Genomic DNA, 17,027 nt, shown 5'->3' with positions numbered 1-17,027 from the left:
TTTTCATGATTCCAAAATCGCGCGCCTCTGGATAATGGAGCGACGCGGCATGTGACTTTTTACGGGCGCCCGCTACGCGCGTCGTTTGGGTTCGATCCACCAGTCGATTCAAAAAGCGCATGACTGGGAGCGCCGACCATCGCCGCCTTCACATAACTGTTGATTCCGCCGATAACCATGACCGAGCGTCCTGATTCCAGCGCGAGCCGCAGCAGCGCATCGCGATTGCGCCGGCGCCGGACGTCCATCTGCCCGCAGTATTGCGTGCCGTCCGCCGTCTGAACGAGGTAATTCGCATACACCGACGCATCCGAGTCGATGATACGCACGACCACGCCGGCCTGCGCGCCATCGAGGGGAACCCCGGGGCAGATGAGCGATGGGATTACAGGCGAACTTCTGATTTTCATTTAAACGTCTCCTGACATGTAATTGGCCATTCAGGGAAATGGATGTTTATGCGAACAAGGCGATTATCGTTCGTTGAAAGGCTCTTCTCAGTTTTACGCTGATTGACATATATCACGCTTGGTATGTAAATTCTTAATCATGTTTTCGTACAAATTCGCGTCAACCAGTAAAAATTCAACGGCGAACAAAGTCCGCGCGCATCGCCAAAAGGCGTTGCGTGGCCATAAACAAGCTATTTAATATTACTAATGCGGTCAGGAAAACGATTAATCAGCGCCGATATTCGCGACTTGTCGCAGGCAAAATCTAGTAGCGAAAATTATGTCAGTCAATTTAGTAATTGTCATTTTTTGAGATGTCACTGACATAAAAATCCAACGCCGCCATTTCGGCGGCGCGTGAATCGTGGCAGGTAATGCTCAGGCGCGGGACATGCGAGCGCGCCGTGCCTCGTAGGCCTTCAGATGCGCATAAGCCACCGCGAGCGCCGACACACCGCTGAAAGCGGTGCGCCGCCGTGCCAGCAGATCCCCGACGATGTGATCCGCCTCGATCGGCGCGCCGTTCTCCAGATCGCGCAGCATCGACGCGGTCATCAGCGAGCCGCGTTCCGCGAAGAACGCACGGGCGCGCGCGACGACCGCCTCGCCCGGCGCGTGCGTGTTGTCGGCGGCGATGCCGCGGCATTCGTCGAAGAGCTGGAACAGCAGCGCTTCGCCGCCCGGTGCCGCGAGAATATCGCCGATGGGTGCGCGCATCAGGCACGTTCCCGTCGCGAGCGTCGCGAGGAACACCCACTTGTCCCACATCGATTGCAGGATGTTTCCGCTTACGTCCAGATCGAAGCCCGCGCCGCCGAGTTGTGCAGCGATCGCGTCGATGCGCGTTGTGCGGCCGCCGGCGCGTTCGCCGATGGTCATCGAATGCATCTTGTTCAGGTGCAGGATCTCGCCCTCGGCGTCGAGCGTCGCGGCGATCACGCATTGGCCGCCGAGCACGTTCGCCGGATCGAAGCGGGCATCGAGCGCATCGAGATGGCCCATGCCGTTCAAAAGCGGCAGGATCGCGGTGCCGGGGCCGACCGCGGGCGCGAAGGAATCGATCGCGCCTCGCAGGTCGTAAGCCTTGCAGCTCAGCAACACGAGGTCGTAAGGCCGGTCGATGTCCTTTGCGAGCACCATCGGCGGACAGGCGAACGCGAGATCGCCCTCCGGGCTCTTCACTTTCAGGCCGCATTGCCGCAGCCGCTCGGCGCGCCGCTCGCGCACGAGGAAGGTCACGTCCCTGCCCGCATCGAGCAGCCGCGCGCCGAAATATCCGCCGATGGCCCCCGCGCCCACTATCAGAATCCGCATGTATCGCTCCTCATGGTTTGATGCACCGCTTTACGCCTGCCACACGCCATAACCCGCTTCCCGCAAACCTATCGCCAGTTCCACTTCCATGTCGCGCGCGCCGTCGTAGGGCATCGGGTTGTACATGTCGTACAGATGCGGCAGAAGCCGCAGCCCGAACTCGCGTACGAAGCGGTTCGACTGGATGCCCGCCTTGTGCTTGTCGAAGCGCACGTCGGGATCGATGCCCGTCATGCCCACATACACGAACGGCATGCCGGTCACGTAGTCCGGATTCGCGCGGCGAAAGCGCGCTTCGTTCCAGACCGTGCCGGACAGTTCGATCACATAGACGGAGTAATGATGGCTGCGCGCGCGCCGGGATGGCGGCATGTCTCGGGTGGCCTTCGCGGCGTGCTCGTTGCGGGCGTTCATTCTAAGACTGCGTGACGCAACGCGCTCGATCGTCCGGCGCGCGGCCTGCCGGATGCGGCTCGAAGTGGTAAATTCGGGGCGGTCTGCGCTCGCGCAAGATGATCGGATCGCCGCACCGCCCGTCGAGCCGCCGATCAAGACTGAGACGACCTCTCACGCGAGCGCCGCTCCCATCGACACGTTTTCATCCCGAAGCCGCGCCACGAGCCGCGTCCGCTTCGGTTATCCGGAGATCAAGCATGAGCAAACAAGCTATCGGCGTGGTGGGCCTCGCCGTCATGGGCCGCAATCTGGCCTTGAACATCGAGAGCCGCGGTCACGCCGTTTCGGTCTACAACCGCAGCCGCGCCAAAACCGACGAACTGATTGCCGAACATCCCGACAAGAAGCTCGTGCCGACCTACACGCTCGAAGAGTTCGTCGAGTCGCTCGAAAAGCCGCGCCGCATCCTGATGATGGTGAAGGCGGGTGCCGGCACCGACGAGACCATCGCTTCGCTGCGTCCGCTGCTCGAGAAGGGCGACATTCTCATCGACGGCGGCAACACGCATTTCACCGACACCATCCGCCGCAATCAGGATCTCGCGAAGTCGGGCCTGCATTTCATCGGCACGGGTGTGTCGGGCGGCGAGGAAGGCGCGCTGAAAGGCCCGTCGATCATGCCGGGCGGACAGAAAGAAGCCTACGAACTCGTCGCACCGATCCTCACCGAGATCGCGGCGAAGGCGCCGGACGGCGAGCCGTGTGTCGCCTACATGGGTCCGGACGGCGCGGGCCATTTCGTGAAGATGGTGCACAACGGCATCGAGTACGGCGACATGCAACTGATCGCCGAGAGCTATGACGTGCTCAAACGTGTCGCCGGTCTGTCGAACGAAGAACTGGGCAAGGTCTACGTCGAGTGGAATCAGGGCGAGCTGGACAGCTACCTGATCGAGATCACGTCGAAGATCTTCTCGAAGAAGGACGAGGAAACCGGCAAGGATCTCGTCGATGTGATTCTCGATCGCGCCGCGCAAAAAGGCACGGGCAAGTGGACGAGCCAGAATGCGCTCGATCTCGGCGCACCGCTGCCGTTGATCACCGAAGCGGTGTTCGCGCGCGTGCTGTCTTCGCTGAAGGATCAGCGCGTGGCGGCGAGCAAGGTTTTGAGCGGCCCGTCGCCGAAGTTCGATGGCGATCGCGCGGCGTTCGTCGAGTCGGTGCGGCGCGCGTTGTATCTGTCGAAGATCGTTTCGTATGCGCAAGGGTTTGCGCAGTTGCGTGCCGCATCGGAAGAGTACAAATGGGACCTGCATTACGGCGAGATCGCGAAGATCTTCCGCGCGGGCTGCATCATCCGCGCGCGCTTCCTGCAGAAGATCACCGACGCGTATGAGAAGAATCCGCAACTCGCAAACCTTCTGCTCGATCCGTATTTCAGCGATATCGCCGCGAAGTATCAGGACGCATTGCGCGATGTGGTCGTCGCGGCGGTGAAGGCGGGCATTCCGGTGCCCGCGTTTTCATCGGCGATCGCCTATTTCGATGCGTATCGCTCCGAGCGGCTGCCCGCGAATCTCGTGCAGGCGCAGCGCGATTTCTTCGGTGCGCATACGTTCGAACGCGTGGACAAGGCGGGAAGTTTTCACGCGAATTGGGCGTGATTCCGTAACGATTGCGGCTCTGAGTTGAGAAACGCGGCTCTTGCGGGAGTCGCGTTTTTTCGGATGTACCAAATTAATATCGTCCGACTTATGAATGATTCACGGACGAACATGGGCCAGCGCTACCAATACGGCATGCATACGGATTTAGAGCCCGCCGAGCTGTTTTTCTTATCACAATCGATGAGATTTACAGAGAGACCGGCATAGACGATCTGTCGAGCATCGCGATGACCCTGCTGGGTCAGTTGCGTCGATCGTCTCCAGAACGATGCTGCCCTTCGACATCAAGTACAGAATTTTGCCGACGGTGACATCCTTTTGCGCGTCAAGTTCACTCGCAATCTGGGAGCCTTCGTTGCAAGGGCGATTCCGGGCGTCGGCTGGGTGCTTCTCGCCACCGATGTATCGACCATTCTGTTTCGATCGGTTCAGTCTTACAACGGTATCGTGAAACCCGAGGATCGGCTGTAAATGATTGCTCGACCGGAAGCGTGGGAGCGGCTCGTCGACTTCATAGAAGCCAAGCTGGGCAAACCGTTCCTGGGACAGAACAGCCTCGCGCCCGAGACCGATCTGTATCACGACCTCGACTTGAATCCACCGGAGATTTCAGCGTTGCTCAGCGAGTGGGGAACGAAATTCGACGTCGACATGAGCGAATTCCAGCTTGGCCACTATTACCCCTTCATTCAGTTGAGCAAGCCGGCGTTTTTCTGAACAGTACTCAAGTCCCCCTTCAGCCTCGAGGCTCGAGAAACGCTCGGCGGATGGCAGCTCACACTCGGCATGCTGGAGGAAGCGATGATTCGGGGAAAATGGGTGATCGACTAAAGCATCCGAATCAAGCAAGCGTCACCCATCCAGCATTCCTCTCGCTGCTTCTCAACACCGCATCCACGAACCTCAATCCCGCGACGCCGTCCTCGACCGTCGTAAGCCAGTCATCCCCTTGCGTAGTTCCGCTCGCGATGCACGCCGCCGCATCCGTATAAAGCTGCGCGAACGCTTCCAGATACCCTTCGGGATGCCCCGCCGGCACGCGCGTCGCATGCTGCGCTTCGGGGCTTTGCACGCGGCCACGCGTGATCCGTTCCGACGCGCCGCCGATAGTCGTGAACCACAACTCATTCGGCTTCTGCTGATCGAATGCGATGCCCGCCTTCGTCCCATACACACGCAAACGCAGCGCGTTCTCCTCGCCCGCCGCAATCTGGCTCGCCCACAACATTCCGCGTGCGCCGCCGGTATATCGGAACATCGCCTGCACGTGATCGTCCACACGGCGATTCGGCACGAATGTCGTCACCTCCGCCGACAACTCCGCCGGCCGCATGCCCGTCACGTAGTCCGCGAGCTGATACGCGTGCGTGCCGATATCGCCGAGACAACCCGCCGGACCCGCCAGCGCAGGATCGGTGCGCCACACCGCCTGGCGGTTCGCCTGCGTCTCGACGGGCAGCGAAAGCCAGTCCTGCGCATACTCCACCTGCACGACGCGAATATCGCCGAGCAGGCCGCGTCGAACCATTCCGCGCGCATGACGCACCAGCGGATAGCCCGTATAGGTATAAGTCACCGCGAACACGCGATCCTTCTCGCGCGCGAGTTTCGCGAGCGCCTCGCCTTCATCGAGCGATACTGCGAGCGGCTTGTCGCAAATCACGTGAATGCCCGCTTCGAGAAACGCCGTCGCGATCGGCGCATGCAGATGATTCGGCGTGACGATCGCCACCGCCTCGATGCCGTCCGAGCGCCCCGCCTCGACGCGCGCCATCTCGCGATAATCGTCGTAACTGCGCGCAAGCCCGATCGCCGCCGCACTCGACGCCGCACGCCGCGCATCCGACGACAACGCGCCCGCGACGAGTTCATAGCGATCATCGAGCCGCGCCGCGATGCGATGCACCGCGCCGATGAACGCGCCCTCGCCGCCGCCGACCATGCCCAGCCGCACGCGGTTCATCGCGTCTCTCCCGCCTGGTCTCCGATCCCGAGCACACCGCGCATCTGCTCGCGGCTCGCGCCGCTGCCCGCGAAGTCATCGAATGCACGCTCGGCCACGCGGATGATGTGATCTCGAATGAACACGGCGCCCTCGCGCGCGCCGTCTTCCGGATGCTTCAACGCGCATTCCCACTCGAGCACGGCCCAGCCGGGAAAATCGTATTGCGCCATCTTCGAGAAGATTGCCTTGAAGTCGATCTGGCCATCGCCCAGCGAACGGAAACGTCCCGCGCGATCGGTCCATCCCGAATAGCCACCGTACACGCCCTGCTTTCCATTCGGCCGGAACTCCGCGTCCTTCACATGAAATGCCTTGATGCGCGCGTGATAGATGTCGATGAACGCGAGGTAATCGAGTTGCTGCAGCACGAAGTGACTCGGATCGAACAGGATGTTGGCGCGCGGATGATCGTCCACCGCCGCGAGAAAGCGCTCGAACGTGACGCCGTCGTGCAAGTCCTCGCCCGGATGCAGTTCGTAGCACACGTCGATGCCCGCGCGATCGAACTCGTCGAGAATCGGGCGCCACCGTTTCGCGAGTTCCTCGAACGCGGCTTCGACGAGACCCGCCGGACGCTGCGGCCACGGATAGACATAGGGCCACGCGAGCGCGCCCGAAAACGTCACGTGCGCGCTCAGGCCAAGACGCTTCGACGCCGCCGCCGCGAGCTTCAATTGCGATATCGCCCATTGCGTGCGCGCCGCCGGATTGCCCCGCACGTGCGGTGCGGCGAACCCGTCGAACAGCGTGTCGTACGCCGGATGCACCGCGACCAACTGGCCTTGCAGATGCGTGGACAATTCGGTGATCGCCACGCCCGCATCGTCCACCGTGCGGCGGATGTCGTCGCAATAGGCATCGCTCGAGGCGGCTTTTTCCAGATCGATCAGGCGCGGATCGGCGGGCACCTGGATGCCTTGATAACCGAGCGAAGCCGCCCACGACGCGAGGTTCTCCAACGTATCGAACGGCGGCTCTTCGCCCATGAACTGCGCGAGAAATATCGCCGGCCCTTTGATGGTCTTCATCTTTCGCCTCTAGGAGAAAGAAGGCCGGGTGAACGGCCTTCGCACATCAGAACGGCGAGTTCGGGAAAGAGAACTGCTTGGCGTTGTCCTTCGTGATGAGCACCGACGGGATGATGGTCGTCGGCGGCAGCTTGTCGCCCTTGAGGCGCGCCTCGGCGGTCAGCTTGATCGCGTCATAGATGAACTTCGGCGAGTACGACACGTCGGCCTGCACGCGCTTGTCGCCGTCCATGATGCGCTTCACGGCTTCCTTCGATCCGGCGCCGCCGAAAACGATCTTGACGTCCGTGCGCTTCGCCTGATCGATCGCCTTCAGCACGCCGACCATCATGTCGTCGTCGGCGGCCCAGACGGCGTCGATGTGCTTGAAGCGCGTGAGATAGTCCTGCATCACCTTGAAGGCATCGTCGCGGTTCCAGTTCGCGTACTTGGCGTCGAGAATCTTCATGTCCGGATGCTGCTTGATCACACCTTCGAACGCGGTCCAGCGCTCGTTGTCGAGGGTCGTCGGAATGCCGCGCAGCGCGACGATGTCGCCCTTGCCGTTCAGCGTCTTCGCGATGTATTCCGCGGGAATCTTGCCGAATGCGGTGTTGTCGCCGGCGACATAGGCATCCTGCGCGCTGGGGTCGGTGAGACCGCGATCGACCACCGTCACATAGACGCCCTTCTTCTTCACCTGCGCGACAGGTTGCGTGAGCGAAGCCGATTCCTGCGGGAAAATCACGAGCGCATTGATCTTGTTGACGGTCACGAGGTCCTGCAACTGGTTCGCCTGCTCGGGCGCGGTGCCGGCGGTCTTCACGATGACCTTCAGGTCCGGGTGCGCCTTTTCCAGCTCCTTCTTCGCTTCGTTGGCCCACCACACGATGCCGCCCGTGAAGCCGTGATCCGCGGTCGGAATGGCGACACCGAGCACGACCTTGTCGGCGGCGTGAGCGCACGGCAATGAGGCGGCGAACGCACTCGCCGCAAGCGTGAGCGCGCCGAGCGCGCGAAGCATGTTCTTCATGACGAAGTCTCCTTGTCTTGTGGATATTCCGGCTAACGACGACCGCGCTGCAAAAATGCTACGAGGATGATCACGGCGCCCTGCACCGCCGCGTTCAGATACACGCTGATGATGCTCGTCAGGTTCAGGATGTTGTTGATGACCGAAAGCAGAATCGCGCCGATGACGGTGCCGATCACGCGCCCTTCGCCGCCTTTCAGCGCAGTGCCGCCGACCACGACGGACGCGATCGCTTCGAGCTCCCAGAGGAGGCCCGTCGTCGGCGTGGCGGAGCCGAGGCGCGGCACGTACAGAATCGTCGCGACGGCAACGCACAAGCCGAGCAGCACATAGGTGACGATCTTCACGCGATCCACGCGAATGGCCGCATAACGCGCGACCTGCTCGCTCGAACCGATCGCCTGCACATGCCGTCCATACACCGTCCGATTGAGCACGACGGCGCCGCCCGCCGCGACGATCAGGAAGATCCATATCGGCACCGGCACACCGAAGAGGCTCGCGTAATAGACCGGCCCGTAGAGATCGACGAGCGAGTTGTCCAGCGTGAGCGCGCCGCCGTCCGCGAGCCATGTGAGCAGCGCGCGAAAAATGCCGAGCGTGCCGAGCGTGACAATGAACGGCTCGATGCGCCCCTTCGTCACCAGCACGCCGTGCGCGAAGCCGAACAGCCCGCCCAGCACGAGCGCGAGCACGACGCCGAGCGCGATGATCAAGAGCGGCGGCACCGCGTGCCCGTGAAAGCCCTGCATGAGCGCGTTCATCATGTAGATCATGCTGCCCGCGATCAGCGCGGCCATCGACCCGACCGACAGGTCGATGCCGCCCGAGATGATCACGAAGGTCATGCCCACCGCGATGATGCCGATGAACGATGTGCGCGTGAGCACGTTCATCGCGTTGTCGAGGGTGGCGAAGTCGCCGTTGAGCAACGTGCCGCCGACGCACAGCGCGATCAGCCCGATCAGCGGCCCGACGCCGAACAGAAAGCGCGCGGCGGCGGAAAGACGGCTCTCGCTGTCGATGTCTTCAGTGTGTGCCGGTCGCATGCGCGATCAACCTCTCTTCGGTCAAAAGATCCATGCCGAGCGTCGCGACGAGCTCGCCCGCGCGCATCACCGCGACGCGATGACACAAGCCGATCAGCTCGATCAGCTCGGATGAAATCACGATCACCGCGCGGCCCTCGGCGGCCAGCCGGTGAATCAGGAAATAGATGTCGCGCTTGGCGCCGACATCCACGCCGCGTGTCGGTTCGTCGAGCACGATCACGCGCGGATCGGGATTCAGGAACTTCGCGAGCGCGAGCTTCTGCTGGTTGCCGCCCGACAGCATGCGCGCGCGAATCGACGTGTTCCCCGTGCGAATGCCGAAATCGTTCACGGCTTTCTTCAACGCGTCGCGTTCGGCGTGCATGTCGATGAACGGATGCGCATAGCGCTCCAGCGTCATCATCGTCAGGTTGTCCTTGAGCGCCATGTCGACGTGCAGTCCGCGTCCTTTTCTATCCTCGCTCAGGTACGTGAGGCCCTGCTTCATCGCTTCGCGCGGGCTCGTCAGGCTGACGGTCTTGCCGTCGATCACGACGTGTCCCGCGCTCAACGGCCGCAAGCCGACGAGTGCCTCGAACAACTCCGTTCGTCCCGCGCCGACGAGTCCCGCGAAGCCGAACACTTCGCCTTTGCGCACCGAAAAGCCGATGCCGTTCGCCCAGCCCGGAACCGATGCGCCTTCGACCTCGAATGCGACCGGCGCGTCGTCGGTCAGCGGTGGCTTGTCGGGAAACATGTCGGAGACTTCGCGGCCGACCATCAGATTGGCCATCTGCTGGCGCGTGAGCTCCTCGGTCGGCGCGCGCGCGACGAAGCGGCCGTCGCGCATCACGATCACTTCGTCGGTCACGCGCTCCACTTCGTCGAGCTTGTGCGAGATATACACGATGGTCGTGCCCGCATCCTTCAGGCGCGCCATGAGGCTGAACAGACGCTGTGTCTCCGATGGCGTCAGCGTCGCGGTCGGCTCGTCCATGATGAGCAGCCGCGCGTCGCGCAGCATCGCCTTCGCGATCTCGACGAGCTGCTTCTCCGCGACGATCAGGTCGCGCACCTTCGTATCCGGATTCTTGTGCAGGCCGACGTCGTTCAGTCGCGCACGCGCGGCTTCGCGCATCGCCGGTTCGTCGAGGAAAAGGCCTTTCTTCAGCTCGTGGCCGAGGAACATGTTCTGCGTGATGCTCAAATGATCCGCGAGATTGAGTTCCTGGTGAATCAGCACGATCCCCGCGTGTTCGGCCTCGCGTGAACTCGCGAAGTCGCGCACGCGTTCGTCGATATACAGCTCGCCCGCGTTCGCGCGCTCGTAGCCCGCGAGGATCTTCATCAGCGTGGATTTGCCCGCGCCGTTTTCGCCGAGCAATCCATGGATGCGCCCCGGCGCGATATCGAAGGTGACGCCGTGCAGCACGCGCACCGGCCCGAACTGTTTTTCGATGCCCTGAAAGCGCACGGCGAGGCTCATCGTCACGCGCTCCTTCTTTGAATCAGCCGATGCGGCAGCAGCACGCCCGGCACTTCGGCGCGCGGATCGCGCAGGCGCTTGAGCAAGAGTTCAGCGGCGGTTTCGCCGAGCAGTTGCATCGGTTGCGACACGGTCGTCAGGGGCGGATAGACATGCGCGGCGACGGCGATATCGTCGAAGCCCACGACCGCGACATCGTCCGGCACCGCGAGCCCCACGCCGCGAAAGCCGTTCATCACGCCGATGGCGAGCGTATCGGAGACGGCGAAGGCGGCGGTCGGCCTTGCATCGCCGAGTGAAGCCAGTTGCACGGCCGCGCGTTCGCCGGCGTCGTAGTCGAGACTGTCGAGCTCGATCAGCCACTCCGCACGCGGCTCGATGCCCGCGTCCTTCAGCGCGTCGCGATAACCCGCGAGGCGTTGACGCCCGTACAGATAGCCCTGTCCCGAGTTGATGAGCGCGATGCGCCGATGACCCTTGGCCGTCAGATAGCGCACGACGTCGCCTGCCGCGAGATGATTGTCGATGCCGACATACGGCACGCCCGCCGCCGGATCGAACTCGCAGCACGCGACCCACGGCAGCGCCGACGCTTCTTCGGCGAGCGCCTTTTGCACGGCGGCAGGATCGAGGCAGATCGCGCCATCGGCGCGGCGTCCGCGCAGAAGATCGAAATAGCTGCGCTCGCGTAGCGGGTCCGCACCGGTGTCGCACAGCAGCATGAAGTAGCCGTTCTGGCGCGCGACGCTGTCGATGCCGCGCACGATCGCCGCATAGAACGGGTTGCCGAAGTCGGGGACCATCGTGAGCAGCAGGCGGCTTTCCGCCGTGCGCAGATTGCGCGCGAGCTCGTTGATGCGATAGCCGCTCAGCGCGACCGCTTCGCGGACTTTTTCTCGCGTCGCCTCGCGAACGTTCGTGTGGCCGTTAAGCACGCGCGAAACGGTGGCCACCGACACGCCCGCGCGCTCGGCGACGTCGGCAATCGATACTTCCTCACGTGGACGAACCGTATCTGACATTGCGGCGTCGCTCGCGGCGATCGAGATGTAATGGATTACATTATTTGATCGTACGAGCGCAATGGCAACAGCAATCGACTAGGGACAAACGCTTAAGACAGAAATCCACGGGCATGTGTCGATCCCTTGCAGGGTTGCGCGTCGTAAGGTGTGAGCGGGCCGATCACGCTCGACACCAATACACTCTTTTGAAGGAGCAATCCACATGCGATTCATGATGCTGATGATCCCGCGCGGCTACGAAAGCGCGGAGCCGGGCGCGATGCCGAGTGCGGAAGCCGTCGCCGCCATGATGAAGTACAACGAGGAATTGCAGAAGGCCGGCGTGCTGCTCGCGCTCGACGGACTGCATCCGCCGTCGATGGGCGCGCGCGTCACGTTCGAAGGCGGCAAGCCGCGCGTCACCGACGGACCGTTCGCCGAGGCGAAAGAAGTGCTCGGCGGCTACTGGATGATCCAGGTGAAGTCGCGCGAGGAAGCGATCGAATGGGCCAAGCGTTGTCCCGGATCGGAGAACGAGATGATCGAAGTGCGGCAGGTACAGGAGATGGAGGATTTCCCGCCGGACGTGAAGGCAGCCGCGGCGGGGTTCGACGAGATGCAGAAAGCGGTCAGGAAATGAGCGAGAGCCGGCCCCGATCGTGCCGGCCCCGCTCACGTCACGACGCTCAGATCAGGCGCTCCAGCGCGAGCGCAATGCCCTGCCCGCCGCCGATGCACAACGTGACGATCGCGCGCTTCACGCCGTCACGGCGCATTGCGTGCGCGAGACGCGTCGTGAGCACCGCGCCGGTCGCGCCGATCGGATGCCCGTGCGCAATCGCGCCGCCCTCCACGTTGACGATATCGTCCGGCACGCCGAGCGTCCTCGCCACGGCGATCGGCACCGCCGCGAAGGCTTCGTTGATCTCGAAGCGCTCCACATCGGCGAGGTTCCATCCCGCGCGCTGCAACGCCTGCTGCACCGCAGGCACCGGCCCGAGCCCGAACATGCCCGGTTCGACCGCCGCCACGCCGAACGCCGCGAGCCGCACGAACGGTTCGATACCGCGCGCATCGGCTTCCTTGCGGCTCGTCACGATCATCGCCGACGCGCCGCTGTTCAGCCCCGGCGCATTGCCCGCCGTGATCGTGCCGTCGGGACGAAACGCCGGGCGCAGTCTGGCGAGCGTCGCGAGACTCGTGTCGGGGCGCGGCTGCTCGTCGCGCGCGAACGTGACGGTTTCCCGGCCCGCCTTCACATCGACGCCGACGATTTCCGCATCGAACGCGCCGTCCTGCTGCGCGGCCGCGAACAACTGTTGCGAACGCTCGGCCCAGCGGTCCTGCGCTTCACGCGTGATATCCAGCTTCGTCACGAGGTCTTCGGTGTGCCAGCCCGAATGCTCGCCGGAAAACGCATCGACGAGGCCGTCGCGCAGCATGCTGTCGTAGATCTGCGCGTTACCCATGCGATAGCCGCGGCGCCCGCCGTCGAGCAGATACGGCGCGCGATCCATGTTCTCCATGCCGCCCGCGACCGCGAGCCTGGCGATGCCCGCCGCGATCTCGGTCGCGGCTGTCGCAATGGCTTGCGCGCCCGAGCCGCACACGCGATTGACGCTCAGCGCGGGCACGGAGACGGGCACGCCGCCGCCGACCGACGCCTGCCGCGCCGGATTCATGCGGTTGCCCGCCTGGATCACGTTGCCGAACACGACCGAGTCGATCGACGCGGGATCGAGCGCGCTGCCCGCCCGCCGCAGCGTTTCCGCGATCGCCGCCGCGCCGAGATCGACGGCGGGCGTGTCCTTGAGCGCGCCGTTGAACGCGCCGATCGCCGTGCGCACCGGATGAGACAAAACGATGTCTTGCGCAAACATGGCGGTGCCTCGCTTAGCGTGGGATGCCGGTGAGATAGATCGGCGTGTCGGTGGAGAGCGAACGCTTGACGTCGCGCCCGGTGTCATCGACGAGCACTTCTTCCTGGTTCTTTTCCAGCGCGGCGAGCACTTCGTTCACCACATGCGCCGGCGTCGACTTCGGCGCGGTGACCTGCGCCGTCATGTCGGTGTCGATGTAGCCGGGATGCGCCGCCACGACGAGCGTGCCCTGCTCGCGCAATTCCTCGCGCAATGCGTTGGTGGCCGCCCACGCCGCCGCCTTCGAAATGTGATACGCGCCGCCCGCCGGCAACGAAACCCAGCTCAGCACCGACAGAATGTTGACGACCGCGCCGCCGCCGTTCCTCTTCAGAACGGGCGCGAACGCCTGCGTGAGCGCGATCGGGCCGAACGTGTTGATCTCGAGCAGATCGCGGATGCCTTGCGTCGATGCCGGATCGACGAGCAGGCCGCGCGTCGTCGCGCCCGCGTTGTTGACGATCACCTGCACGTCGCTATAAGTCGCGGCCGCTTCGGCGATGTCGGCCGCGTTGGTCACGTCGAGGCGGATCGCTTCGACGCCGGGAATATCGACGCTCTTCGGATCGCGAGCGGCGGCGTAGACCTTCGCCGCGCCCGCTTCGAGCAGCGACTTTGCGAATTGCTTGCCGAGGCCGCGATTGGCGCCGGTGACGAGAACGACTTTTCCTTTGATCTGCATGATGTGCTCCATCAAACTGTGCATATGCACTAATACGATACGAAAAAGGCCCGCGCCCGGCGAGCCTGGTCGATGCCGCTCACTCCATCGTCGTCAGTTCGAACAGCGATTGACGCAATGCCTTCGCGCGCTTTTCGCCGAACTTCGCTTCGAATTCCGCCTGCGCGACACGCCATTGCGCCGATGCCTTGACGAGCGTGTCCTTGCCGGATGCCGTCAGCCGCAGACCGACCGCGCGCGAGCTGGCGGATTCCTGCGCCGCTTCGACGAGGCCGTCGCGCTGCAAGGGCTTGAGCGCGCGCACGAGCGTGGTGCGGTCCATCACCATCGACTCGGCGAGCTCGGCCATCTGCACGCCGGGCCTGCGCCCGATCGCCGCGAGAATCGTGAACTGCGCCGCCGTGATGCCGACCACGTTCAGGTGCCGCTCGTACATCTGCGACACATAACGCGCCGCCTGGCGGATAGCGAAACAGTTGCAGTCGAGAGGAGAAGAGTGGGAAGTCATGTCGAGCAGGATATGAGTGCATATGCACTTTGTCAAGCAAGGGAATATCGATCGTTGCGATAGGCGCCGCCCGGCGATGGTCGGGAATCGTCGTTCGCCGCGCGGTGCCGAAACGCGCCGAGCCGCCCCCGGCTTGCGATCGCGGCACATCGGGCCTGTGCCGAAATCCGCATCGGACGCGCGACTTAACACCAAGACGCGGCGAAATTGGCTTTCTACATTGCGCATGTCCGCTGCCTGTGCCGGGCCGCGCGCGAAGCGGCTGCTTTCATCGCCGGATTGCCGGCCGTCGAGGGCAAGTCCGTCTTGCCGGCACTGGACCGGTCGTGTTCCATTCGATTGCCAAATCAAAAGGGAGAGGAAAACCATGCGCATCCGTACCAAACCTTTGGCATGGCTCGTGGCATGCGCCGCGGCCACCTTCGCCGCCGCGCCCTTCGCCGCGAGCGCCGACGAACTGCCGGTGAAAGTGGGTTTTGCCGCGCCGCTGACCGGCGCGAACGCGGGTTACGGGAAAGACCTCCAGAACGGCGTGCAGCTCGCGCTCGACGAAGCCAACGCGAAGAAGATCATGATCGGCGGCAAGACGGCGAAGTTCGAGATCCGCGCGGAAGACGACCAGGCCGACCCGCGCGTCGGCGTTCAGGCGGCGCAGAAGCTCGTCGATGATGGCGTGGTAGTCGTCGTCGGGCACTTCAATTCGGGCACGACGCTGCCCGCCTCGCCGATCTACAACAGCGCCGGCATCCCGACGATCGACCCCGCCGCGACCAATCCGACCATCACGACACGCGGCCTGGAGAACATGTTCACCGTGATTTCGAGCGACGCGCAAAACGCGGGCAACGCCGGCGCGTATGCAGTGACGACGACGAAGGCGAAGCGCATTGCGATCATCGACGATCGCACGGCCTTCGGTCAGGGCGAAGCCGACGAGTTCGAGAAGGCAGTGAAGGCGAAAGGCGGCACGATCGTCACGCGCGAGTACAGCGACAATCAGACCGTCGATTTCAGCGCGCAGCTCACGCGCATCAAGGCCGCCAACGCCGATCTGATCTTCTTCGGCGGCCTCGACCGCCAGGCGGCGGCAGTCGTCAAGCGGATGAAGCAGCTCGGCATGAACGCGCAGTTCGTCGGCGGCGGCGGCGTGATGGACGCCGATTTCCTCAAGCTCGCGGGCGATGCCGCCGAGGGCGCGCAGGCGTGGGAATACGGCAGCCCGCTCGACAAGCTGCCCGAAGGCAAGGCGTTCAGCGACAAGTTCCAGAAGCGCTTCGGCGTCGCGATTCTCTCGTATGCGCCGTTTGGCTACGACGCCGCATGGGCCGCGATCAACGCGATGCAGAAGGCCAATTCCATCGATCCGAACGTGTACCGGCCCGTGCTGAAAACGAACACGTTCCAGGGCATCACCGGGCCGATCGCGTTCGACAGCAACGGCGCGCTGAAGAACGCATCGTCGACGCTGTATCAGGTGAAGAACGGACAGTGGGCGTCGGTCGTCACCAAGCACGGCATGTAACGATGCTTCAGGCCGGCGCCGCGTGCGTCCGCGCCTGAAGTCCCGCGCGCGTTTTCGCCGCCTCGTCGCCCAGCCATTGCGCGAATTGCTGCAATGCGGGCGACGGCGCGGGCCGCTCCGGATACGCGAGGTAATACGCCGCGCCGCTCGTCACGCACAGCGGGAACGGCGCGATCACGCGCTTCGCGCGCAAATCTTCCTCGATCAGCGAGACATCGCCGATCGTCACGCCCAGACCCTGCATCGCCGACGACATCGCCAGATCGAGCGTGTCGAAATGCTGCGCTTTCGTCGACGGCAGGCCCGCATAGCCGTAGGCGCCGAGCCACAGAAGCCAGTCGCGGCGGTCTCGCGTGGGATGCAGAAGCGTCTTGCCGGCGAGATCGTCGGGCGCGGGCGCGGCGTGCTTTTTCGGCTTCCACAATTCGGGCGCGCAGACGGGCGTCAGCACTTCATCGAAAAGATGATGCGACACCACGCCTCTGAGCGACGGCGCGGCGCCGAACACGATCGCCGCATCGAACGCCTCCGCGCCGAACTCGACGCCGTGCGACACCGACGCCGTCACCTCCACCACCAGCTCCGGGCGCTCATTCTGCAAGCGGATGACGCGCGGGAGCACCCAGCGCATCGCGCAGGTCGGGCACTTCACGCGCAGAATGCCGGATTGCGCGCCGCCTTTCGCGAGCGCATCGTCGATATGCGCGAACGCCTGTTGCAAGGGCGCGACGAGCAGCGCGCCGTGCTGCGTCAACGCGAGCCCGCGCGCCTGCCGCGTGAAAAGCGCGTAGCCGAGATGCGCCTCGAGTCCCGCAATCTGGCGGCTGACCGCGCCTTGTGTCACGTTCAGCACCTCGGCGGCGCGCGTGAAATTCAGCTTCTGCGCGACCACGAGAAAGGTCTTGAGCAGGTCGAGGGAGGGGAGCTGTTTCATCGGAGCTATCGGGTTTTTGACATGTAGCCATGAATTGCAAGCATGGCTAGTATGACAAAGTTTCGAT

General features: G+C 63.6%; 17 protein-coding genes and 1 pseudogene. 5 read left to right on the top strand and 13 right to left on the bottom strand.

Annotation, left to right across the window (positions count from 1 at the left end):
* Positions 1-59: 59 nt before the first annotated feature.
* The 3 genes from NCT32_RS14370 to NCT32_RS14360 form a co-directional block, all read right to left on the bottom strand.
* Positions 60-410, bottom strand: coding sequence for a hypothetical protein (locus tag NCT32_RS14370; RefSeq protein WP_143756420.1), 351 nt, complete (start codon positions 408-410; stop codon positions 60-62).
* A gap of 420 nt (positions 411-830) precedes the next feature.
* Complete coding sequence (gene panE, locus NCT32_RS14365) at positions 831-1,766, bottom strand: 2-dehydropantoate 2-reductase (RefSeq protein ID WP_061120832.1); 936 nt, start codon at positions 1,764-1,766, stop codon at positions 831-833.
* A 30-nt stretch (positions 1,767-1,796) separates the two neighbouring features.
* A complete protein-coding gene (locus NCT32_RS14360) occupies positions 1,797-2,138 on the bottom strand; it encodes a hypothetical protein (RefSeq protein WP_061120860.1) in 342 nt (113 codons plus the stop codon).
* Positions 2,139-2,419: 281 nt separating this feature from the next.
* Between NCT32_RS14360 and gndA the strand changes: the two genes are divergently transcribed.
* The 3 genes and pseudogenes from gndA to NCT32_RS14350 all read left to right on the top strand — a co-directional run bounded on the left by gndA (position 2,420) and on the right by NCT32_RS14350 (position 4,546).
* Positions 2,420-3,826 (top strand): NADP-dependent phosphogluconate dehydrogenase, encoded by a 1,407-nt coding sequence (gndA, locus tag NCT32_RS14355; protein ID WP_061120831.1) that lies wholly within the window; start codon positions 2,420-2,422, stop codon positions 3,824-3,826.
* A gap of 111 nt (positions 3,827-3,937) precedes the next feature.
* Positions 3,938-4,300 (top strand): annotated as a pseudogene (locus tag NCT32_RS37590) (STM2901 family protein).
* Positions 4,301-4,546 carry a DUF1493 family protein gene (locus NCT32_RS14350; RefSeq protein ID WP_250477265.1) on the top strand — a complete coding sequence of 82 codons (246 nt, stop codon included), beginning with the start codon at positions 4,301-4,303 and terminating at the stop codon, positions 4,544-4,546. It begins immediately after the preceding pseudogene.
* A gap of 124 nt (positions 4,547-4,670) precedes the next feature.
* Here NCT32_RS14350 and NCT32_RS14345 read toward each other — a convergent pair whose 3' ends face one another.
* From NCT32_RS14345 to NCT32_RS14320, 6 genes are read right to left on the bottom strand one after another with little or no spacing between them, the layout of a single operon-like run.
* On the bottom strand, positions 4,671-5,792 hold the full coding sequence (locus NCT32_RS14345) for a Gfo/Idh/MocA family protein (RefSeq protein WP_250490420.1): 1,122 nt from the start codon (positions 5,790-5,792) through the stop codon (positions 4,671-4,673).
* A complete protein-coding gene (locus tag NCT32_RS14340) occupies positions 5,789-6,862 on the bottom strand; it encodes a sugar phosphate isomerase/epimerase (protein WP_061120829.1) in 1,074 nt (357 codons plus the stop codon). Before NCT32_RS14340 ends, NCT32_RS14345 begins: the two co-directional genes overlap by 4 nt.
* 46 nt (positions 6,863-6,908) lie before the next feature.
* A complete protein-coding gene (locus NCT32_RS14335; RefSeq protein ID WP_250490419.1) occupies positions 6,909-7,874 on the bottom strand; it encodes a substrate-binding domain-containing protein in 966 nt (321 codons plus the stop codon).
* A 32-nt stretch (positions 7,875-7,906) separates the two neighbouring features.
* A complete protein-coding gene (locus NCT32_RS14330; RefSeq protein ID WP_061120827.1) occupies positions 7,907-8,923 on the bottom strand; it encodes an ABC transporter permease in 1,017 nt (338 codons plus the stop codon).
* On the bottom strand, positions 8,904-10,391 hold the full coding sequence (locus tag NCT32_RS14325; protein WP_061120826.1) for a sugar ABC transporter ATP-binding protein: 1,488 nt from the start codon (positions 10,389-10,391) through the stop codon (positions 8,904-8,906). The genes NCT32_RS14330 and NCT32_RS14325 overlap by 20 nt, the downstream gene beginning before the upstream one ends.
* 2 nt (positions 10,392-10,393) lie before the next feature.
* Positions 10,394-11,413, bottom strand: coding sequence for a LacI family DNA-binding transcriptional regulator (locus NCT32_RS14320; RefSeq protein WP_061120825.1), 1,020 nt, complete (start codon positions 11,411-11,413; stop codon positions 10,394-10,396).
* A gap of 205 nt (positions 11,414-11,618) precedes the next feature.
* Between NCT32_RS14320 and NCT32_RS14315 the strand changes: the two genes are divergently transcribed.
* Positions 11,619-12,035, top strand: a complete 417-nt coding sequence (locus NCT32_RS14315; protein ID WP_061120824.1) for a YciI family protein — start codon at positions 11,619-11,621, stop codon at positions 12,033-12,035.
* Positions 12,036-12,081: 46 nt separating this feature from the next.
* On the opposite strand, the gene NCT32_RS14310 is transcribed toward NCT32_RS14315, so the two are convergent.
* The 3 genes from NCT32_RS14310 to NCT32_RS14300 all read right to left on the bottom strand — a co-directional run bounded on the left by NCT32_RS14310 (position 12,082) and on the right by NCT32_RS14300 (position 14,504).
* Positions 12,082-13,275, bottom strand: a complete 1,194-nt coding sequence (locus NCT32_RS14310; protein WP_061120823.1) for a thiolase family protein — start codon at positions 13,273-13,275, stop codon at positions 12,082-12,084.
* A gap of 13 nt (positions 13,276-13,288) precedes the next feature.
* The gene (locus tag NCT32_RS14305; protein WP_061120859.1) at positions 13,289-13,996 is read right to left on the bottom strand and encodes an SDR family oxidoreductase; all 708 of its coding nucleotides are present in this window, start codon (positions 13,994-13,996) and stop codon (positions 13,289-13,291) included.
* A 79-nt stretch (positions 13,997-14,075) separates the two neighbouring features.
* A complete protein-coding gene (locus NCT32_RS14300; protein WP_061120822.1) occupies positions 14,076-14,504 on the bottom strand; it encodes a MarR family winged helix-turn-helix transcriptional regulator in 429 nt (142 codons plus the stop codon).
* A gap of 367 nt (positions 14,505-14,871) precedes the next feature.
* Here NCT32_RS14300 and NCT32_RS14295 point away from each other — a divergent pair, with 367 nt between their 5' ends.
* The gene (locus NCT32_RS14295) at positions 14,872-16,026 is read left to right on the top strand and encodes a branched-chain amino acid ABC transporter substrate-binding protein (RefSeq protein WP_061120821.1); all 1,155 of its coding nucleotides are present in this window, start codon (positions 14,872-14,874) and stop codon (positions 16,024-16,026) included.
* Between the two features lie 7 nt (positions 16,027-16,033).
* Here the strand turns inward: NCT32_RS14295 and NCT32_RS14290 are convergent, their stop codons facing one another.
* Positions 16,034-16,960, bottom strand: coding sequence for a LysR substrate-binding domain-containing protein (locus NCT32_RS14290; protein WP_061120820.1), 927 nt, complete (start codon positions 16,958-16,960; stop codon positions 16,034-16,036).
* Positions 16,961-17,027: the final 67 nt, after the last annotated feature.

It is taken from the genome of Caballeronia sp. INML2, from assembly GCF_023631365.1.
Lineage (GTDB): Bacteria > Pseudomonadota > Gammaproteobacteria > Burkholderiales > Burkholderiaceae > Caballeronia > Caballeronia turbans.
This window is presented reverse-complemented; position numbering and strand designations above follow the sequence as displayed.